The organism is Amycolatopsis sp. GA6-003 (genome assembly GCF_046267895.1).
Lineage (GTDB): Bacteria > Actinomycetota > Actinomycetes > Mycobacteriales > Pseudonocardiaceae > Amycolatopsis.
The window spans coordinates 5,128,715-5,148,970 of the sequence record NZ_CP176499.1; the positions used below are offsets into that span (position 1 = coordinate 5,128,715).

The window sequence follows — 20,256 nt, forward strand, 5'->3', positions numbered from 1 at the left end:
ATAGGGTGGAGATCACCAGCCAAAAGTGGAAAACAATGCGCGATTGACGTATCGTGAGGGACATGGCCCTCACGAAGAAAGAACCGCGCTCCAAGTTCTACGAACTGCTGCAGGCGCAGATTCACAACGAGTTCAACGCCTCCCAGCAGTACATCGCGCTCGCGGTCTGGTTCGACAACGAGGACCTGCCGCAGCTCGCGAAGCACTTCTACAAGCAGTCGGTGGAAGAGCGCAATCACGCGATGGCGCTCGTCCAGTACATGCTCGACCGCGACCACCACGTCGAGATCCCCGGCACCGGCGAGGTCCGCAACGAGTTCTCCGCCCCGCTCGAGCTGATCGAGCTCGCGCTGGAGCAGGAGAAGGAGGTCGCCGCCGACATCTCCGCGCTCGCGAAGGCCGCCCGGGCCGAGGAGGACTACATCAGCGAGCAGTTCGTCCAGTGGTTCCTCAAGGAGCAGGTCGAGGAGATCTCCCAGATGTCGACGCTCGTCACGGTCGCGCGCCGCGCGGGTGACAACGTCTACGAGATCGAGAAGTTCCTGCACCGCGAGGCCGTCGGCGACGCCGGCGCGGACTCCGGGATGCCCCCGGTCGCCGGTGGCGCGCTGTAACGCTCGACGTATGGCGGAAGCCCGGTTGTCCCCAGTGTGGACAACCGGGCTTCCCCATGTGGATAACTTCAGCGCCGCTCGTACTGCGCGATGAGCACGCCGGTGGTGGTCGCGACGTTTCCGACGAGCGTGAACTCGGTCAGCGGCCCCGGTCCTTCGAACAACCGCGCGCCGCGGCCGAGCGTCAGCGGATCAGAAACGGGTAGCTGTCGCCCAGCCCGGCGGCGTGCAGCGCGCGCACGAGCGAAACGCTGCCGATGATCGACAGATCCTTGCCTGGCAAGGCTTTCAGCTCCACCGCGGAACCGCGCAGCAGCACCGAGTTCTGCCAAGCGTCCGCGTTTTCCAGCGTCGTGGAGACGACGTACTTCGTCGCCGCGTTCAAGTGCGCGGTGTAGGGATTCCCGTCCGTCCGCGGTCCCCGGGCCGTGGCGAAGTCCTCCCAGGTGCGCCAGCCGAACAGCATGTCCCCAGGGCGGTCCCCATCTCACGGGCCATGACGCCGTCGCTGTAGCCGTTGCCCCAGCTGCCTAGGTCGAACCCACCGCGAGTGTCCTCGTCGCGGCGACTGAGACCTTGGACGACGCCGTCAAGAGTGATGCTCAGCGTGACGCCGATCGAACGCATCGGGGATGTCCTCCCGCGGGCCGCCGACCGGCCCGTCACCCGCTACCCGAGCGGCGCGGAGCCAGATCGACATCGGCTCCCGGAAATTTTTCAGCCGGCGCAGTCCTGCGTCTTCGCCCGCACCTCGATGCCCTGAACGGCCCCGTCCGAGTTCAGCGTGAAGTGATACGCCCCCTGGTCACCAGTCGGCGACACGAGCGCGCTCCCCGACTCCGACGTGCCCGGATAGGTCGCGGTGACCTGGTCCTTCGGCGACCCCTCGCCGACGCCTTCCGGGGTGTGCGCGGCGCCGTCCGGCTTCACCGCGACCACGCCGTTGTCCTTCGACACGACGGCCGTCGCGTCGGGCACCCCGGCCCCGCTGACGTCGTAGTAAGTGCAGCCCGCCGACTCTTTCACCGCCGTGAGCTTCATGCCCTGGTCCGCGAGCTGCTGCTCGGTCATGCCGAGTTTCACCGCGCCCAGGCCGTCCGCGGTCACCAGCGCGCCGGTCGCGGCCTTCGGCGGCGTCGTCTGCGGCGGCGCGGGCTTCGTGCGGTGCGGATGCGCGGGCGGCACCGGCGGATCGGCGACGCTGGTCTCCATCGGCGCGGACGGCGCTTGCACCTGCGTCGATTCGACGCTCGAGGGCGGCTCGGGTACCGAAGACGGCAGCGTGGGCTGGGCGGAAGCGACCTGCTGGGCGGCGACGCCGGTCGTCGCGGGCTGGGTGCGCAGCTGGAGCGCCACCAGGCCGGCCGAAGCCACCGCGAGGACGCACGCCGCCCCGGCCGCGGACGCCAGGATCCGCTGTCTGCGCCGCCGCCTGCGCGCGCCCGCGACGATGGCCGACGCGGCGTCCTCGGCTGGTTCGACGGCCAGCCGGTCGTCGGCGAGGAGGGCGCGCAGCCGCTGTTCCAGATCGTCGGGCTGGCTCACCCGGCGTCGCCTCCTTCCTGGTTCTTCAGTTTCGCCCGTAAGGACGCGATCGCCTTGCTGGCTTGGCTTTTCACCGTCCCCTGGCTGATGTCCAGCGCCTTGGCGATCTCCACTTCGGACAGTCCTTCGTAGTACCGCAGCACCATCACCGTGCGCTGCCGCGGCGGGAGGTCGCGCAGCGCCTGCCACAGCGGCTCGTGCTCGAAGGGATCCTTCGGCGCGCACGGGCTCGTGTCGGGCAGGTCCGCGACGAGGTTCTCCCGCCGCGTCCGGCGCCAGCGGCTGACGTGCGCGTTCGCCATCGAACGCCGCACGTACGCCAGCGGGTCGCCGGTTTTCTGCTGCACGTACGACCAGCGCGCGCCGATCTTTTCGAGCACGGTCTGGACGAGGTCGGCGGCGTCGTGCGGGTTCCCGGTGAGCACGTGGCCGTAGCGGAGCAGCCCGGGCAGGGCCTCGGTCACGAACTCGCCGAAGTCCGTGACGGCGGCGCTGCCGGCTTCCGCCGGGGAGCCGGCCCAGGCCGGATCTCCGCTCGCCAAGGGCAATGCGGCTGCCGTCACCGTATCGCCCCCTCCCCGGATGACCACGTCGAGCGACGGCTCCTCGTCATCACCACCACGCATGAGCGCCCCCGAGGGTTGTCCCGTCTCCGTCGCTACTTTCCGTAGCTGTGGACAACTCAGGTCAGCGCACGGAAAGCGACTCGGGCAGCTTCAAGGCGCCATCCGCGTCAGTGGGGAAATCGTGGACCGCGACCACAGCGTTTCGCGGGATCGGGCCGTAGATGTGCGGGAACAGGATTCCGCGCGGGTCCGGCGGTGCCCCGTCCTCCCAGCGGACGGGCACGTCGACCAGCCGGGGGTCGATTTCCAGCAGTACCAGGCCGGTTTGCCCGCGGTAGAGCGCGTTGGCGGGAAGGGCGACCGTGCCCGGGTCCGAGCAGTGGATGAATCCGGCGTCGTCGAGCGAGGACGCGCGGTATTCGCCGTCGGCGGGCACCGCGGCCCAGGCGTCGCGAGTGCAGATGTGGAGGATCACGCGGTGATCATCCACCTGTGGACAACCCGGGTCGAGTTGTCCACAGGTGGATAACTCAGCGGATGGTGAGCTGCCGCCCGATCAGACCGTCGCGGGCCCGCCGCTCGGCGGCGTTGAGCGGTTCGGAGTCGAGTGATTTGAGCGCCTCGTCCAGCCGGGCGCCGAGCTGGTCCTTGGGCTCGGCCCACTCGCGGGCGTGCGCCTCGGGATCGAGGTCCCACACCGGGACGAGCAGGCCGTGCGCGCGGAACGATCCGGCGTACCGGGTGCCCTCGCCGAGCCCGAGCGTGCCCGCAGCGGACAGCCGCGCAAGCGCTTGCAGCAGCAGGTTCTCCGGTTCCGGGCGGACCCAGCGCAGGTGCGCCTTCTCGCCGGCGAGCACCCAGTAGGCGCCGGAACCGAGCCGGTCGGTGGGCATGATCGCGGCGTTCGCGCGCTCGAGGGAGACCGCGACGTCGCCGGTCGCGTCCGCGTCCTCGGGAAGCCACCACGCGAAGTCGGTGTGGAGTTCGACCTCCAGCTCCGCGCTCGGCACGAGCAGGTCCTGGAGCCGGTTGTGCTCGTCCGGGTCGGTGGGCGACGTCGTGTCCGGGACCGACAGCACGTCGCCCGGTTCGGCGTCGAGCAGCCAGCGCAGCGCACGGCCGAGGTCGCGGCTGATGTCGGAGGACCGCGTCTGCACCTGCAGGCCGAGGAACCGCTCGCCGTCCGAGCGGACGAACGCCGCGGCGGCCATGGGCAGCACCGTGCCGAGCGTGACGTCGCCGCCGTCGGCGAGCGTCAGCTTCGCCGTGGCCGACGGGACGAACTCGCGCAGCGCGATCAGCTCGGGCTCCGCCGCCAGCCCCTCGAACGGCTGCCCGACGAAGACGTCGCGCACCTTCGGCTTGCGGTCCGGCTTGGGACCCTTCTTACGCGCGCCCTTACCCATTTCAGCCTCCTTGGAACTCGGTGTCAGACGCTATCGAAGGGACCGGCCGCCCGGGCTCGCGGGTTAGAGTCGACGCGTGTTCGACCCTCGCGATCCCGCGTTCCTCGCCGACCCGTATCCCGCGTTCGCCGCGCTGCGCGCCGAAGGCGAGGTGCACCAGCACGACGGCCTAGGCATCGCGATCGCGGTTTCGCACGCCGCGTCCGCCGCCGTGCTGCGCCACCGCGGACTGGGCCGGATCTGGACCGACGCACAACCGCTCGAACGGTTCGCGTCGTTCAATCTGCTGCACCGCAATTCGTTGCTGGAGAACGAACCGCCCGCGCATACCCGCCTGCGCCGAGTCATCGCGAGCGAATTCGGCCGGGGCCACGTGCAACGGCTGCGCCCGATGGTCACGGAACTCGCGGAGTCCATGGTGGACACTCTGGCCGCGAAAATCGCCGCCGACGGCAGCGCGGACCTGCTCGAACACCTCGCCCAGCCACTTCCGGTAGCGGTCATCGCCGAACTGCTGGGCGTCCCGACGTCGGACGGCCCGCAGCTGGTGACGTGGAGCAACGCCATCGTGAAGATGTACGAATACGGCCTGCCCAAAGCCGGCCGCGACGCCGCCGAACAGGCCGCGGCGGATTTCGTGGCATACCTGCGCGAGGTCGTCGCCAGCTCCCCGCGCGGGATCGTGCGGGACCTGACCGCGAGCGAACTGACCCCAGACGAGGTCGTCGCCACCGCGGTACTGCTGCTGATGGCAGGCCACGAGGCAACGGTGAACGTGATCGGCAATGGAGTGACCGCACTGCTCACCCACCGCACGGAATGGGAACGACTTAGGTCCGACCCAACGTTGCTGGACTCGGCTGTGGAAGAACTGATCCGCTTCGACTCGCCGCTGCAGCTGTTCGAACGCACGGCGACCGAGGATGTGGAAATCGCCGGTCACCGGGTGGAGAAGGGCACGAAGATCGGCGCGCTGCTGGGCGCCGCGGCGCGGGACCCGAAGGTGTTCGACGCCCCGGATACGTTGGACGTGGGCCGCTCGCCGAACGCACACCTCGGATTCGGGATGGGGATCCATTACTGCGTCGGGGCCCCGCTGGCGAGAGTGGAAATCGCGGCGGCGTTGACGGCGTTGACGAAGCGATTGCCGGAGTTGCGGCTGGCTGGGGAGCCGGAACGGAGGCCGGAGTTCGTGATCCGGGGGTTGCGGACTTTGCCGGCGACTGGCTGAGCTTGCTCGGGTGGTGAGTGCTGCATAATCGCGCCGCCTACCGGCCGGAATCCGCACCAACCGGTGAGCAGGTTCGCGCGGCTCGGGCACAAACCGCGCGCCGCCGTGAGGTGGAATCGGAGCGAAGCGGCGAGGGAATCCGTGCGGCTTACATGCAAACCGCCGGCCCCCACCGACCGGACCGCGCGGGTCACGGACCTTGCCCGCGGCCGCTTCAACTCCGCGTTCCTGGCGGTGAGTGCTGCATAATCACGCCGCCAGCCAGCCGGAACCAGCACCAACCGGCGAGCGGGTTGCGGCGGCACAGGCCGTGCAGCCGCGAGGAGGCATCGGCGCGAAGCGGCAAGGGAATCCGTGCGGACCGGACGCAAGCCGCGTTCCCTTGGCCCGCCGGTCTGTCCGCCGGGTAGCCGGAGGACCTCGTCTCAGCCCACCAGATCTGCCCACCGGGTTGCCGGAAGATCTCATCTCAGTCCGCCAGGTCCGTCCGCCTAACCGCAGGACAACAAGGGCGCGAGGTCGCGCGCGGGGTCCGCACAGACCGAAACCAGGTAGTAGCCGCGCCGGCAACCAGCGATCAGTCCGGCGTCAGCGCAAGCCTGCGAACAAGTCGTCCTCCAGTCCGGGGCCGACCTTGACTGGGCCGTTTACGCGGGCCAGGTGGTAGTCCTCCCAGGGCCAGGTCTTTCGTTCGATCTCGCGCGAGTGGGCGAAAAACGGGTGCCCCGGATCCATCTGCGTAGCGTGCGCGCGCAAAGCCGCATCTCGGGTTGCGAAGTGGTCTTCGCAGCGGATGCGGGTGGTTACGGTGAGCGCGTCGGTCGGCGGGAGTTCCTCCAAGACTGGGCCCATCAACGACTCTTCGCCAGCGGCGAGGGTCGCTTCGTGCATGGCTTCGAACCAGGAGCGGCTGAGGGTGGCCAGATAGTAGAGCTTGCGCGGGGTGCCGTCGTCGGACTCGTCGAACGCGGCGGTCGTGATCTCGTGCGTGCGGATGTGGTCGGGGTGTGGATAACCGCCGGTTTCGTCATAGGTGACCACCACTTGTGGACGGAATTCCCGCATCAGTTCCAGCAGCGGTTTTGTCGCTTCGGCCAGGGGGATCTGCGCGAAGCTTCCGATGGGGGAAGGCGTGGTCAGACCCGAGTCCTCGTGGCCGAGGAATGTTTGGCGGATGCCGAGAATCCTTGCCGCATCGGCCATTTCCTGGCGGCGGATGGTGGGTAGGTTTCGTCGGACGTCTTCTCGATCCAAAGCTGGGTTGAGTACATCGCCGCGTTCGCCGCCGGTGCAGGTGGCTACCAGGACGTCGACGCCTTCGGATGCGTAGCGGGCCAGGGTCGCGGCGCCTTTGCTTGATTCGTCATCGGGGTGGGCGTGCACGGCCAGGAGGCGGAGCGTCATGCGCGGGTTCCTTTCGGGAAGAAGAGGGCGGGGACAAGGCTCAGCACGGAAAGGCCAAGTGCCCAGGTGAACGTGGTGCCGAACGCGGCGGCGCCCGGTGGTTGCGCGTGCAGGACAGCCACCAGAATCGCCGTGCCCAGTGAGCCGCCGATGCGGTTTACGACGTTGATCGCGCTCGCCGCGCGCGGGATTTGGCTGCGTTCCAGCGAGGTGTAGAGCATCGTCATGCCGGGGGTGGTCGTCGCGCCTAGGCCGAACCCACGGATCAGCAACGAAGTTGTCAACAGGGTCGGGCTGGGGGAATCGCCGAGTTGAGTGAAGGCGATCGTGCCCGCCAACGACAGTGCGATGCCGGTGAGCATGACTGTTCGCGAGCCGAAGCGGTCCAGCAGTTTTCCGCCTGCGATGAGGACTACGGCGGAGCCCAGGGCTTGGGGTGCTAGCAGGAATCCGGCGGCGAGGGCGGACGTGTGCTGGATTTGTTGGTAATAAAGCGGAAGCAGCAACATCGAGCTGTACAGTGACGCGCCCAGCAGGAAGGTGCTCGCACTCGCGACGGTGAAAGCCTTGTGGGCGAACAACTTCAGGTCGAGCAGCGGCGCTTGTGCACGACGAGCGTGTCCGCCGTACGCGATCAGCAGGACGGCACCAGCGACGGCGAATGTGCAGGAGCCTTCGCCTAAGCCGTAACCGAGGGCAGCGAGTCCTGGCGGGAGCAGCAGGAGGCCGCGGACGTCTAGCGGATCGCGCGTGCCAGCGGGTTCCTCGCGCGGCAGCACGCGGACGGCCAGCAGCAAAGTGGCGACACCGAACGGCACGAGCCCGAAGAACAGCCAGCGCCAGCCGAAGTCCTGGACGAGCGCGCCGCCGAGCATCGGGCCGAGTACCGGTGCGACGGTCGCGGGCAGCGTGACGACTCCGATCATCCGGCCCAGCCGAGGACCGGCCGCCTGCGCGAAAATCGCCTGGCCGACGGGCTGCATGAGGCCGCCGCCGAGTCCGTGCAGCACGCGGAACGCGATCAGCGCCGGCGCCGACCAGGCGAAGCCGCACAGCACCGTCCCCAGCGTGAACAGGCCGACGGCGGCGATCCACACCTGACGACCGCCGAACCGGTCGGCGAGCCAGCCGGACAGCGGGATGGTCAGCGAGGCGGCCAGCAGGTACGCGCTGGCCACCCACTGCACGGTCGGCAGCGAACTGTCCAGGTCACGCGCCATCACGCCGACCCCGACCGACACGATCGTCGCGTCCAGGATCGACAGGACCGCGCCCAGGATCAGCACTCCGCCGAGCCGGCGAAGACCGGAATCGGAGACCGGCAACTGCGTGGTCATCGCCTCACCCTCTTCATTAGGTCGGACCTGAGATTAGGTTGAACCTAGTTAATGGGTCAAGCACAAATTTAGGTCGGACCTAGTACACTGGGCGGCGTGAGCCTCAGGGAGCAGAAGAAGCAGGAGACGCGGCAGACGATCTCGGCGGTGGCGACCCGGCTGTTCATTCAGCGCGGATTCGACCAGGTGACGATCGCCGAGGTCGCGGAGGCGGCGCGGGTCGCCAAGATGACCGTGACCAATCACTTCAGCCGGAAGGAAGACCTGGTCTTCGACATCCGGAACGACTTCGTGGACTGGCCGGCGAACCTGGTCCGGGCCGCTCCGGAGACCCCGGCGCTGGTCGCGGTGCGGGACGGCTGCTTCGCGGAGCTGGACAAGGCGGGTCCGATGCTCGGGTTCGCGGACGTGTCCTTCGTGCGGATGGTGAGGCAGAGCGAACGGCTCACGTCCGCGCTCCGGGACATGCACGTCGACCGGGAGATCCAGCTCGTCGCCGCGCTGCTGGACCGGCATCCGGACCGGGACATGCTGTCGCGGGCGGCCGGGGCGCACCTCACGTCAGTGCTGCGGATTCTTCTCGACGACGTCTGGCATCTGATCTGGAAGGACGTCAAGCAGGACGAACTGGTGGAGCAGATCCGGGATTCCGCCGCGGTCGCGTTCGGCCAGCTGGAACCGGCGCTCGGCGACCTCTAACGCGCCGCGCCGACCGGACGTGCGGTCCGCAGTTCCGGCTCCGGCGCGCCCTCGACCTTGAGGACGCGGAGGTCGCGCAGCCGCTCCGGGGCGATCGGCATCAGCAGGTGCGAGAACCGCCGGATCACCAGCGCGGTGCCGATCGCGAGCACGGCCGCGGCGAGGTCGGTGAGCGCGACCAGCAGGACGCTGTCCGCCATCGCCTGCACGCCCGGCCGGATCCGCCAGATGATCGTGACGATCAGCAGGACCCAGTTCGCCGCCCAGGTCGCCCACCAGCCGAGCACGAGCCGCGAGGGCTTCGGCCGTTCGTCGCGGGGACGGCGGAGCACGGCGTGTTCCAGCTCGCTGACCACGGACAACGCGAGCGGCAGGTTCACGAGCGGCACCAGCACGCCCACGAGCACCTGCCACACCGGCCGCGGCGGCACTTCCCCGGCCTCGTCGGCGGCGGCCTGCCGGGCGACCAGCAGCCACCACACCGAAAGCCCCGCGGGAAGCAGCGAAAAGATCGTGGTGAGCAGCCCGGCGAGCATGACGAAGGCGTCGGAGAACCCGACGACGCCGCTGTTCAGCGCGGAATCGCGGCTTTCCACGAGGAGCGCGTACCGCCAGCTCTCCGCCACCGCCGCGGTCACGGCGAGCACGGCGAAAGTCCAGAGGATCGTCGTGAGGCTCCGCGCGAGCACCGGGATCCGGTCGATCGGGCGGATTTCCCCGGACGCGGTACCGGGCACATTCGTCGGACGGCGCCAGGTCAGGTTCGGAAAGCCCCATCGCGGCGGCACCGGATAGGACGGCGGACCGGAGTAGGGCACGGCGGGCACGGCGCGGCGACGGCGAACGGCACTCGGCGGCGGGGAGGCGACCCAGCGCAGTTTGGCCGCGCGCTTCGGCGGACTCGGCTGCGGTTGAGGCTGAGGCTGAGGCTGCGGCTGCGGCTGCGGCACAGGCCGGTGGATCGCGCCCTGCGGAGCGGCGGTGAACGGCCGCGCGTACGCCGGGTGCTGGGAGTAGGCCTGCATCGGGTATTGCGGCTGGTACGGATTGGCGTACTGCTGGCCAGGATGCGCGGGCCCGGCTTGCGGAACCGCCCACTGGCCTGGCTGCCCAGGACCGCTGCCGAGCTGGCTGGACTGCGGCGACGGTTGCCCGGACCCCGCGACCCCGCCGTGCTGACCGGAGCCCGTCGCCCCCGCGTCAACACCGCCAGAATGCGCCCCGAACTGCGGAGCCGCACCGGCCCAGCCCGCAGCGGACCCAGCCTGGCTCACCCCCGGCGAACCGCGCCCAGCCCCGCCTTGACCAGCAGCAACCGCTCCACCGGAGCCTTGCCCAGCCCGGTCCGTGCGGGAATCGTCCCCTTCGTCCCGGCCGAAGCCAGGGACGAACGACGCCGGATCCGAGGATTCCGGCGGCTCGGGACCAGACTGGGCAGGCATCCGTCAGAGAACCTCGGGTTCGGCGCCGGGGTTTTCGCTCACCATGCGACGGCCTTCGCGGGCCCAGGCTCCCATCCCGCCCGCGACGTTGACCGCGTCCCAGCCGCTCGCGTTCAGCCAGGCCGCGGCGCGCGCCGAGCGGCCGCCGGAGCGGCAGATGACGTAGACCGGGTCGTCCTCGGGGAATTCGGAGAGTTCGTTGACCCGCGCGGGCAGTTCGCCGAGCGGGATGTGCACCGCGGCGGGGGCGTGCCCGGCGGCCCATTCGTCGTCCTCGCGGACGTCGAGCAGGGCCACGTCCGCGGGCAGGTCGCGGACTTCAGCGGTCGGAATTTCAGCAGGGCTCACCACAGGTTCCATGCTCCCATGTCAGGACGTTGTACGCGTGTGAGGAACGCTAACCGCTAAGCCTTGCGGTGGCGTCCCCGGCCGGTGCGGAGCTTCTCGTCGGCCTGGCCGAACCGGGCGACCGCGCGGTCGCGCATCAGGCCGAGCGGGTCGGGGGCGTGCAGGCGCAGCATGATGTCGTTCACCAGTTCCGGGCGGCCGGACCGGGTCAGCCGGCTCACCACATAGGTCGCCAGGAACGCCGAGGGCACCGAGATCAGCGCGGGCTGCACGGTGAACCACGGCGTCTTGTCTCCGGTGTACTCGCACACGATGTTGTACGCCAGCGCGCTGAGCACCAGCCCGCCGCCGACGATCATCCCGGCCAGCGCGCCCGGCCAGCTGAGCTTGCGCCACCAGATGCCGAGCAGCAGCAGCGGGCTGAACGTGGACGCGGCGAGCGCGAACGTCATCCCGATCGACAGCGAGATGTCCTCGGTGCGGAAGATCAGCGTGAGCACCATCGGGCAGATCGCGACCAGCAGCGTCGCGACCCGGAAGTCCCGGACGCGGCCGGGCAGCAGGTCCGTCGACACCACCCCGGCCACGCTCACCAGCAGCCCCGAACAGCTCGACAGGAACGCCGCGAACGCGCCCGCGGCCGTCACCGCGGCGAGGATCTGCCCCGGCCAGCCGGGCAACACCGCGGTCGGCAGCAGCAGCACGGCCGCGTCGGTGTTGCCGGTGAGCAGCAACTGCGGCACGTACATCCGCGAGAGCGCGCCCAGCATCGTCGGGAACAGGTAGAACAGCCCGAGCAGCAACAACACGTGCACGGTGGTGCGGCGCGCGGCTTTGCCGTCGGGGTTGGTGTAGAAGCGGACCAGCACGTGCGGCAGGCCCATGGTGCCGAGGAACAGCGCGAAAATCAGCGAGTACGTCTGCAGCAGGTCGGTGATGCCGTTCGACGCCGGATGCAGCCAGGCATCGTTCGACGTGGGCGCGTCGCTCACGATCGGCACCGGCGTGCCCGCGGCGAATTCCAGCGTCGTCCCCGACGAAACCTTGTGCGGCACGAGCGGCGACCAGCGCGCCATGCCGCCCGCGGGACCGTCGTCGATGTGGCCGTGTGCGTAGAAGAACGTCTCGGTGGTGACCTTTACGGTCACGTCGGTCTGCACCGTCACCTTGGTGTCCGACGGGAACACCGGCGGCGCGGGCGCACCGAGCGCGCGCACGCCGCCCGGGCCGCCCCCGGCGAAGAAAACCATGCACAGCACGAAAGTCGGCACGGCGATTGCGAACAGCTTGAGCCAATACTGGAATGCCTGCACCACGGTGATCGCGCGCATCCCGCCGGCCATCACGTTGACCGCGACCAGAACGATGACGAGAAGCGCGCCCGCCCACGCCGGTACCGGAACGATCTGCGCGAGCGTCAAACCGGCGGCCTGCAGCTGCGGGACCATGTACAGAATCCCGATGAACACCGCGCCCGCGGTCGCGAACCGGCGCAGGCCGCGCGAACCGAGGCGGGCTTCCACGAAGTCCGGCAGCGTGTAGGCACCGGACCGGCGCAGCGGCGCGGCGACGAACAGCATCAGCGCGAGGTACCCGGCGGTGAAGCCGATCGGATACCAGGTCGCGTCGGCGCCCTGTTTGAGCACCATGCCCGCGACACCGAGAAAGGACGCCGCCGACAGGTACTCGCCGGAGATCGCCGCGGCGTTGCGGCTGGAGCGCACGGTTCGGCGGGCGACGAGGAAGTCGTGCGTGCTGGTGGCCCCGCGCGACGAGCGGAAGCCGAGGTAGTAGGTCGCGAAGGCGACCAGCGCGAGGCCGGTCAACGTCCACGGGGTCAGCTGCACGGCGTGAATCCTCGCACGACCACACGCTTCCCGGACGCGCCGCCACCAGCGAACGCATCCCCCGCGCGGGTCAGTTCTCGATCATGTCGACGAAGTCGCGTTCGTGCCGCTCGGCGAGCCGGTTGTACCAGAGGCCGACGGCGAAGAGGAACGGGAACGGAAGCAGGCCGAGCACGAGCCACGGGATCGGGATGCCGATCACGGTGAACCGCGAGACCGCCGGGAGGAAGTAGAACAGCGCGGGCAGCGTCCCGAGCACGGCCAGCACGAGCACCGCCAGCCACACCGACGTGCGCAGCTGCACCTTCACCAGGTCGCGGACCAGCAGTTTTCCCCAGCTGGTCTGCTCTTCCAGCTCGATCCGCCCGCGCATCCTCCCCGACGACTGCCGCGGATCGGCGAGCACGACCTTTTCCCGTTTCGGCCGCACGTGCGCGGGTTCGCTGGACCGCGGGGCCGGTTCGGGAGCGGGCGGCACCGGTTCGACCACCGCGCGGTCCTCCGGCCGCACGCCCAGCGTCGGGTCCGGTTTGCGGACCCCGTTCGAGAGCCGGTGGTAAGGGTCTTCGGGCGAGGACATCGACGGTTAGCCGCCCCGGCCGGAGCCGACGATGCGGTCCTTCAGCGCCCGGGTGTGCCGGCGGCTGACCGGCAGGACTTTCTCCTCGTTGCCGATCACGACCTGGTAGCCGCCCTGGCCCATCCGCATTTCGGTGATCAGCGGCAGCGCGACCAGGAATGACCGGTGGATCCGCACGAATCCGGCCTTCTCCCAGCGTTCTTCCAGCTGGGCGAGCGGGATCCGGACGAGGTGGCTGCCCTCGGTGGTGAACAGCCGCGCGTAGTCGCCCTGCGCTTCCACCCAGCGCACCGAAGAGCGCGGGATCAGCTTCGTGGTGCCGGCCAGTTCGACCGGGATGACCTCGTCGTCGTTCTTCACCGGCTCGGCGCCGCCCTGGCCGGCGGGCGGGCCCGCGATCGTGGCCAGCTTCTCGCGCACCCGCGCGACCGACCGGTCGAGCCGGTCCTGCTGGAACGGCTTCAGGACGTAGTCGACCGCGCCGAGGTCGAACGCGTTCACCGCTTCCTCGGCGTGCCCGGTGACGAACACCAGTACCGGCGACGGGTTCATCGCCGCGATCACGCGCGACATCTCCATGCCGGACAGGCCGGGCATGTCGATGTCGGCGAACACGGCGTCGACCGTCGGCAGGCCGTTGGCCCGCCGGGCAGCCAGTTCCGGGTCGTCGTGCGAGAACAGCCGCAGCGCGTCGGAGGCGTCCGAGGCCTGGAAAACGCGGTGGATGTGCGGGTTGTTCTGGAGTCCGTGGCTGAGTTCGTCCAGCCCGGCCAGCTCGTCGTCCACGGCGAGGACGATGAGTTTCCGGGTGTCGTCGTGAGCACTCACAGTGAGACGCATCCTGCCGATTGCGAGGTGCATTGTCCAGACCCGATTGGAGAGCGCCCCGGGTGAGTGGCGTACCGGAGTCGCCACTCAGGTGCGGCTCAGAGCCCGAAGCGCGACCAGGCCGCCTTCGTGGTCACCGCGTCCAGCAGCGCGCTCGCCGCCGCGGGAGCCCCGATGCCGAGCCGGGCGAGCAGCGGTTTCTTCGGCTCCGCCACGGAAATCTCGGCGTCCGGGTACCGCTTGCGGACGATCTCGCGCAGCGAGCCGAGCCCGTCGACCAGCCCGAGATCGACGGCTTTCTGCCCGAGCCAGACGTCGCCGGTGAACAGGTCGGCGGAGTCGGTCAGCCGGTCGCCGCGGCGCTCCTTGACCCAGTCGACGAACAGTTCGTGCAGCTGGCCGTGCATGTTTTTCAGCCACTCGACGTCCTCGGGCTTCTCCGGGCTGAACGGGTCGAGCCGCGATTTGTTCGCTCCCGCGGTGTGCAGCCTGCGCTCGATGCCGAAGCGTTCGAGCAGCCCGGTGAACCCGAACCCGCCGCTGATAACGCCGATCGAACCGACCATGGACGTCCGGTGCGCGTAGATCTCGTCGGCCGCGCAGGCCAGCCAATAGCCGCCGGACGCGGCGACGTCCTCGGCGAAGGCCAGTACCGGCACGCCTTTCTCGTCGGCCAGCTGCCGGATCCGCTCCGCGACCAGTCCGGACTGCGTCGGCGCACCACCGGGCGAGTTGATCTGCAGTGCGACCGCCTTGAGCCGGTCGTGCGCGAACGCCCTGGTGAGCGCGGATTCGACGGCACCGAGGTTGATCGCACCGCGAGCCAGCGGCGACGGCGTCGGCGTGATCACCCCGTGCAGCTTCACGACGGCGACCACGTCCTTGCGGTCGCCCCGGTCGCCGAGCACGGGAAGGCGGGAAGTCAGCTTGTCGGTGACGCTCATCTGCCCAGGCTAACCAGTTCAGTGCGCGGGCAGCATGCCCGAACGCGAGCCGTGCACTCCGTCGGGTTCCGGCTCCGGCTCGACCGGCGCGGGCGGCTGCGGCGGGACGTCGGCGGAGTAGTCCGGCATGTTCGGCCGCACGCCGAGTTTGAACTTGGGCACCCGCAGCGCGACCTTCATCCCCGCGCCCGGCGCGGTTTCGACGGTGAGCGCGTAGTCCTCGCCGAACACTTGCCGCATGCGCTGGTTGATGTTGCCGAGCCCGACGTGCGCGCCGGTGCGGTGCGCGTTGCGCAGGTCGGTGAGCTGCCGCGGGTCCATGCCGATGCCGTCGTCCTCGACCGTGATCAGCGCTTCGTGCCCGTCGTCCCGCGCGATCACCGTGACGCAGCCGCCGCTCGGCTTGCTGGCCAGGCCGTGTTTGACCGCGTTCTCGACGAGCGGCTGAATGATCAGGAACGGCACCACGACGCTCAGCACCTCGGGCGCGATCTTCATCCGCACCTCGAGCCGGCCGCCGAACCGGGCGTTTTCGATGGTCAGGTAACGGTCGATGTTGCGCAGTTCCTCGGCGAGCGTGGTGTACATGCCGGACGTGCGGAACGAATAGCGCGTGAAGTCCGCGAAGTCCTGCAGCAGTTCACGTGCTTCCTCGGGATCGGTGCGAATGAGCGCGGAGATCGTGTTGAGCGCGTTGTAGACGAAGTGCGGCGAGATCTGCGCGCGCAAGGCTTTGATTTCCGCCTGCTGCAGCTGATTGCGCGACTCTTCCAGCCGCGCCAGCTCGAACTGCGTGCAGACGAACTGACCCACGGCTTCGGCCATCTGCACCAGCTTGCCGCGCGTGCGCCCGACCACGATGAGCGTGGCCTCGGCCTCGCCCTCGACGAGAATGGGCACGATCGCGGCGGTCTTCATCTTGCAGGTGCCGCGGTGGTTGCACGGCATCTTGTTGTGGTCGGCAACGGCGCGGCGATGTTTGCGCAACGCGGTCCCGATGTCCTCGACGACGTCCAGGTAGTGATCGGTGGCCTCGCCCGCCCAGGACAGCAGCGTGCCTTCACTGTCGGTGATGCCGACGGCGAGACAATCGAGCACCTCGAGCAGCTCCGCCGTCATCCGGTTGGCGGCCTCCTCGTCGAGCCCCGCCCGCAAATTGGGCGTGGCCTTGGACATCCGGTGGACGGCCTGGAGCACGGCGTCCTGGATGACCCCCTTGGGCCGGCGCGCCCGGAAGGCGAGGACCAGCACCACGATCACCAGGATGCCGACCAGGACCCACGGGACGACCAGCGCGTAGGGGAAGTCGGACACGACGTCCATGCTCTGCGCTCGACCGACCGGGTGCAAGGTCTGCTTCCCACTTTCTGTCCAGTAGCGACGACCGAGGGTGGGCAAACCCTACCGTTACTCCCGGTGAGCGTGAGGATCTTACGCCATTCGGGTGGTGGAGGTGGCTGTGGGTCGCCGAGGAGTGGGGTGAAGGGACCGTTCATCACTACGGATGGTTAGGGGTGAAGGGACCCTTCATTGCTTTGCTGGTGCGGATGGTGGGTCTTGGTGCTCCGGGCTGGGGTGGGCGCTTCCGGCACGCCAGTTCTCTGGGGATGCGGACTGAATTCCGACGATGCGCGACCGGGCCCGGCGGGCCTGACTATGGAAGACCGAGCTTGGCGAGGCCGAGTCCCGACGATGGACGACCGCGCCGTGACAAGGATGAATCCAGACGAGCACGACCGAGACCTGGCAAGCCCGAGTCCCGACGATGCACGACCGAGACCCGGCAAAGCCGAATCCCGACAATGCACAACCGAGGCCCGACAAGGCCGACTCCCGACAAAGCACGACCGAGGCCTAACAAGGCTGAGCCATGAGGGGGCGGAGCGACTTCTGCTGATGCGAGTCGAAGGCCTAACGATGTGACGCCAACCCCTGAAGTTCGCCGATCCGTCGACCCACGTCCGTGAGGGCCACCTCACGGACTCTGATTCCCTCACGGCCCGCCCCCAACCGGAAGCACGGTGAAAGGACGACGGGAACCGCCACCGCTGCACCCAACGAGCGAGGCACCCATCCCCTCCCCCAACCCCGATACAAAGCCGCCCTGCGGTTCGGGGGTGCTTGTCAAGGCATCTTTCCCGCCTTGACAAGCACCCCCGAACCGTCAGCACAATGAAAAATCGGGGTGCCCCACGCAACCAACGAGGCGCAATGTCGCCCGCCAGGGCGACGAGCCGCCCGAGAGACCTACTTCAACAACCGAGACATCCGCCGATCAGCCAACGGCTTCCCCCCAGTCTGACAAGTCGCACAATACTGAAACGACTTATCCGCAAAAGAAATCTCCCGAATAATGTCCCCGCACACCGGACAAGGCAGCCCAGTCCGAGCATGCACCCGCAGCCCAGACCGCTTCTCCCCCTTCAACCGCGCAGCCTTCTGCCCCACCGACCGCGAAACCGCGTCCGTCTCCACCTCGTGAATCGCCTCGGCCAAAACCTCTAACGCACCCTCGTCCAATTTCCCCACCGTCGCATAAGGCGACAGCTTCGCCCGGTGCATGATCTCGTCCGAATAAGCGTTCCCGATTCCCGCGATCAACGACTGATCAGTCAACGCCCACTTCAGCCGCGTCCCCTTGCCCTGGAACAACTCCCGCAGCTGCGAAGCATCGACAGCCAGCGCATCCGGCCCCAACCGCGCGACGCTGGCCACCTCGGTGGGATCCGCGACGATCCACACCGCCAGCCCCTTCTTCGTCCCCGCCTCAGTCAGGTCGAAGCCAGGACCGGAAGCCGACTCCAGATGCACCCGCAGCGAAATCGGCCCCTTCCCCGGCTTCAGCGGAGCCGGGGACAGCGCGTCCGACCAGCGCAGCCACCCAGCGCGCGCCAGATGGACCACCAGGTGCAGGTCGCCGAGCACGACATCCAGATGCTTCCCGTGCCGGGTCGCGTCGGTGATCTCGCGGCCGTGCAGTTCGGTATAGGGCGGCACCGCGGTCTTCAGCACGCTCAGCGACGCGACGTCCAGCCGGAAAACGGTGCTCCCCACGGCGTGTTCGCGCAGGTGGTGGGCCAGTGCTTCGACCTCGGGCAACTCGGGCATGGCACCAGTCTCGCGCGCCTGCCCGGTTCCGGCCAGGCCTATTCGACCGGGTGCAGCGGACCGTCGAAGTCCGGGAGGGAATGCCGCTGGATCGTCTTCGAGATCCGCTTCACCTCGCCGGACACGGTGAACATGCCGCGGATCGTGCCCACCCAGCGCTCCGACGGCCGGTCGCCCGCGACGTCGCCCTCGGTTTCGGCGACCACCGTCCACGGGCGGCGCAGGATCCACCGCAGCGGGAAGAACAGCACCACCAGCAGCAACGCCAGGAGCACCCACGCGGGCACCTTGACCACATCCGGCGTCCAGACCACCAGCGCGATCACCAGGAACCCCATGACCACGATCATCGCGATGCCAGGTCCGTAACTGCCCGCGACGTCGTGTTCGAAATCGTCAGCGGTGGCGGGAGCCCGCCACTCCATCTGGGCACGGACCACCCAATGGCGACCGTCTTCGCCGCGCACCAGCCGGTTCATCCTGTTGCCTCCCGGGCGACGTCGAACTCGGTCAACGTTACCGTGACCGTGCCGTCGAGCGCGAGGTGCTCACTCAGAGTTACTGGCGGTTTGCCGGGTTTTGGCTGTTCGGGAGCTTGCGTCCGCTGCGGAATCGGCCGAACCGGTGACATCGTGCCCGGACGTGGAGTCCGTCCTGGCCGACTTCGACGACCGGGAAGTCTTGAACCACTCGAACGACCTGGCCGACTTCGGGCAGTCCGCCGAGCCAGCGGAACCCGAAGACTTCGGAGCCGCCGGGGCGACGTGCCGCGACCCGGCCGGCGTCGACGTGACCGACGGCGGCACGTACGAATCCGGCGACGGCACATACGACGAGGTCGGCGGAGCGAACGTCGGACTCGTGCCGTCCGTCGTCGTGCTCAGCACGCCGGGGCTGGACGAGTTCGTGGACGTGTCCAGATCCGACCGCGACTCCGTGCTCGACGACCGGCTCGTCATCGGCGAACCCGAATGACCGCTCTCCTGACCAGGCAGGTCGTCGCGCGGCGTCGAGCCAGTCGAGCCAATCGACCCCGACGTCGTCGACGAGGACTGCTCCCCGGAAACCGGCTCCCGCACCGGCGGCAACGGCGGCACCTCGGCCGCGCCCAAATGCTGCGAAACACCCGGACGCACCGCCACGTGCACCGGCCGCGCGCTGCCGTACAGCTTCCCGGAAATCACCCGCGGACCCTGCTGCGCCGGCGGCGGAGGCTGCTCCGGCGGCTGCAACGCCAGCTCCGGCGCGCCCCCGCCCAGCCCGACGTTCTGCACCGGATGCGACCCGAACACCAGCGGACCAGCGGTCAAACTCACCGCACCCGCCGCCGCGGTCGACGCCAGCGCCAGCCCGACCTTCACCTTCGAGCCGAACACCACGCTCTTCACCGTCGCGACCGCACCCGCGACCTTCCCGGCCCCGGCCAACGCCGGAACCGCCAGCACCAGCACCCCGGCGTGCGCCCGCAACGACGAACACACGTCCCGCAGCTCGTCCTGCGTCGCCCGGCACGACGCACACCCCAGCAAATGCGCCTTGATCCGCTCCGCCTCCGCGCCGGTGACACTGCCCGCGGTGAACCCGCCCAGCTTCTCCACCACCGCCCGGCACGTCTCCGGACCCCGGTTCACCGACAAATGCGCCTGCAAATACGCCGCCCGCAGCCCCTGCCGCGCCCGCCGCGCCAACGCCGCCGTCGCATTCGCCGACAACCCGAAATGCGGAGCCACCATCGCCGGCTGCTCGCCCTCGACCTCGGTCTGCCACAGCACCGTCCGCCACCGCTCCGGCAAACTCGTGAACGCCGTCGTGATCAACGTGTGCTCAGCCGTCCGCGCCGGCGTGTCCACCCCGGCGCCCGCCCGGAACGTCAACTCGTCGTCCGTCACCGGAACATCGCGGCGAGCACCGTGCCACTCCCACGACACCCGGCGCGCGACCGTCAGCAAATAAGCCCGCAGGTAATCCCGCGGACCCGCACCGCGGCGCAACGCCTGCAGCACGCGGAAGAAGGTCTCCGCGGTGATGTCCTCCGCCTCGGAGCGATCAGCCGCGAGACTCTGCGCCAACCTGCGCACGGCCGCGGCATGCAGCTCGAACAACTCCCCGAACGCGGCGTCCTCGCCGTCGCGCAGCCGCTTCAAAAGTGCCTGCTCGTCGGATTCCGAGGCCGCTGGTGGCGGCGCCGTGCCCAGCTCGGTCATCCGGCAAGGCACCTCCTCCCCCGAAGGACTCACCACTGAAGTCGATTGGGGACACCATACGGAGCAGAGCGCCCGTCGTCACCCCTTGTGCGCTCGACGTGACGCGCAAGCACCACATCTCAGCAGGTCCAAGCCAATAACCGGGGCCCCCGA

At 69.0% G+C, this 20,256-nt stretch carries 20 protein-coding genes; 3 read left to right on the plus strand and 17 right to left on the minus strand.

Annotated features, from left to right (window positions below; genetic code table 11):
• Window positions 1-62: 62 nt before the first annotated feature.
• Window positions 63-614, plus strand: a complete 552-nt coding sequence (locus F9C12_RS23005; protein ID WP_409183925.1) for a ferritin — start codon at window positions 63-65, stop codon at window positions 612-614.
• A gap of 184 nt (window positions 615-798) precedes the next feature.
• Here the strand turns inward: F9C12_RS23005 and F9C12_RS23010 are convergent, their stop codons facing one another.
• From F9C12_RS23010 to F9C12_RS23030, 5 genes are all read right to left on the minus strand, one after another.
• The gene (locus tag F9C12_RS23010) at window positions 799-1,080 is read right to left on the minus strand and encodes a dihydrofolate reductase family protein (RefSeq protein ID WP_409461814.1); all 282 of its coding nucleotides are present in this window, start codon (window positions 1,078-1,080) and stop codon (window positions 799-801) included.
• A 251-nt stretch (window positions 1,081-1,331) separates the two neighbouring features.
• Window positions 1,332-2,159, minus strand: a complete 828-nt coding sequence (locus F9C12_RS23015) for a hypothetical protein (protein ID WP_409461815.1) — start codon at window positions 2,157-2,159, stop codon at window positions 1,332-1,334.
• Window positions 2,156-2,722 carry a SigE family RNA polymerase sigma factor gene (locus tag F9C12_RS23020; RefSeq protein ID WP_409183929.1) on the minus strand — a complete coding sequence of 189 codons (567 nt, stop codon included), beginning with the start codon at window positions 2,720-2,722 and terminating at the stop codon, window positions 2,156-2,158. Before F9C12_RS23020 ends, F9C12_RS23015 begins: the two co-directional genes overlap by 4 nt.
• A gap of 124 nt (window positions 2,723-2,846) precedes the next feature.
• Window positions 2,847-3,200, minus strand: coding sequence for a DUF952 domain-containing protein (locus tag F9C12_RS23025; protein ID WP_409461816.1), 354 nt, complete (start codon window positions 3,198-3,200; stop codon window positions 2,847-2,849).
• A gap of 55 nt (window positions 3,201-3,255) precedes the next feature.
• On the minus strand, window positions 3,256-4,131 hold the full coding sequence (locus tag F9C12_RS23030; protein ID WP_009085745.1) for a DUF5926 family protein: 876 nt from the start codon (window positions 4,129-4,131) through the stop codon (window positions 3,256-3,258).
• Window positions 4,132-4,207: 76 nt separating this feature from the next.
• On the opposite strand from F9C12_RS23030, the gene F9C12_RS23035 reads away from it, so the two are divergent.
• Complete coding sequence (locus tag F9C12_RS23035; protein WP_409461817.1) at window positions 4,208-5,362, plus strand: cytochrome P450; 1,155 nt, start codon at window positions 4,208-4,210, stop codon at window positions 5,360-5,362.
• Window positions 5,363-5,950: 588 nt separating this feature from the next.
• Here the strand turns inward: F9C12_RS23035 and mca are convergent.
• Both mca and F9C12_RS23045 read right to left on the minus strand, forming a co-directional pair.
• Window positions 5,951-6,766: a mycothiol conjugate amidase Mca gene (gene mca / locus F9C12_RS23040; RefSeq protein WP_409461818.1), complete on the minus strand. Its 816-nt coding sequence runs from the start codon at window positions 6,764-6,766 to the stop codon at window positions 5,951-5,953.
• Window positions 6,763-8,103, minus strand: coding sequence for an MDR family MFS transporter (locus tag F9C12_RS23045; protein WP_409461819.1), 1,341 nt, complete (start codon window positions 8,101-8,103; stop codon window positions 6,763-6,765). The genes mca and F9C12_RS23045 overlap by 4 nt, the downstream gene beginning before the upstream one ends.
• Window positions 8,104-8,199: 96 nt before the next feature.
• On the opposite strand from F9C12_RS23045, the gene F9C12_RS23050 reads away from it, so the two are divergent.
• Window positions 8,200-8,802, plus strand: coding sequence for a TetR/AcrR family transcriptional regulator (locus F9C12_RS23050; RefSeq protein WP_409461820.1), 603 nt, complete (start codon window positions 8,200-8,202; stop codon window positions 8,800-8,802).
• Here F9C12_RS23050 and F9C12_RS23055 read toward each other — a convergent pair.
• The 10 genes from F9C12_RS23055 to F9C12_RS23100 all read right to left on the minus strand — a co-directional run bounded on the left by F9C12_RS23055 (window position 8,799) and on the right by F9C12_RS23100 (window position 20,103).
• Window positions 8,799-9,827, minus strand: coding sequence for a DUF4328 domain-containing protein (locus tag F9C12_RS23055; RefSeq protein ID WP_409467056.1), 1,029 nt, complete (start codon window positions 9,825-9,827; stop codon window positions 8,799-8,801). The two genes, F9C12_RS23050 and F9C12_RS23055, sit on opposite strands and share 4 nt — an antisense overlap.
• A 420-nt stretch (window positions 9,828-10,247) precedes the next feature.
• Window positions 10,248-10,604 carry a rhodanese-like domain-containing protein gene (locus F9C12_RS23060; protein WP_409183936.1) on the minus strand — a complete coding sequence of 119 codons (357 nt, stop codon included), beginning with the start codon at window positions 10,602-10,604 and terminating at the stop codon, window positions 10,248-10,250.
• A 44-nt stretch (window positions 10,605-10,648) separates the two neighbouring features.
• Window positions 10,649-12,439 (minus strand): cation acetate symporter, encoded by a 1,791-nt coding sequence (locus tag F9C12_RS23065; RefSeq protein ID WP_409183937.1) that lies wholly within the window; start codon window positions 12,437-12,439, stop codon window positions 10,649-10,651.
• Window positions 12,440-12,509: 70 nt separating this feature from the next.
• On the minus strand, window positions 12,510-13,019 hold the full coding sequence (locus tag F9C12_RS23070) for a hypothetical protein (RefSeq protein ID WP_409183938.1): 510 nt from the start codon (window positions 13,017-13,019) through the stop codon (window positions 12,510-12,512).
• Between the two features lie 6 nt (window positions 13,020-13,025).
• Window positions 13,026-13,859 (minus strand): LytR/AlgR family response regulator transcription factor, encoded by an 834-nt coding sequence (locus tag F9C12_RS23075; RefSeq protein ID WP_409183939.1) that lies wholly within the window; start codon window positions 13,857-13,859, stop codon window positions 13,026-13,028.
• 86 nt (window positions 13,860-13,945) lie between these two features.
• Entirely contained in the window at window positions 13,946-14,791 is an 846-nt protein-coding gene (locus tag F9C12_RS23080) for a S49 family peptidase (protein ID WP_409183940.1), read from the minus strand.
• Window positions 14,792-14,809: 18 nt separating this feature from the next.
• Complete coding sequence (locus tag F9C12_RS23085; RefSeq protein WP_409183941.1) at window positions 14,810-16,114, minus strand: sensor histidine kinase; 1,305 nt, start codon at window positions 16,112-16,114, stop codon at window positions 14,810-14,812.
• A gap of 924 nt (window positions 16,115-17,038) precedes the next feature.
• On the minus strand, window positions 17,039-17,899 hold the full coding sequence (locus tag F9C12_RS23090; RefSeq protein ID WP_409461821.1) for an Fpg/Nei family DNA glycosylase: 861 nt from the start codon (window positions 17,897-17,899) through the stop codon (window positions 17,039-17,041).
• 38 nt (window positions 17,900-17,937) lie between these two features.
• Window positions 17,938-18,378 carry a DUF983 domain-containing protein gene (locus tag F9C12_RS23095; protein ID WP_009085725.1) on the minus strand — a complete coding sequence of 147 codons (441 nt, stop codon included), beginning with the start codon at window positions 18,376-18,378 and terminating at the stop codon, window positions 17,938-17,940.
• Between the two features lie 69 nt (window positions 18,379-18,447).
• Window positions 18,448-20,103 carry a zf-HC2 domain-containing protein gene (locus tag F9C12_RS23100; protein ID WP_409461822.1) on the minus strand — a complete coding sequence of 552 codons (1,656 nt, stop codon included), beginning with the start codon at window positions 20,101-20,103 and terminating at the stop codon, window positions 18,448-18,450.
• Window positions 20,104-20,256: the final 153 nt, after the last annotated feature.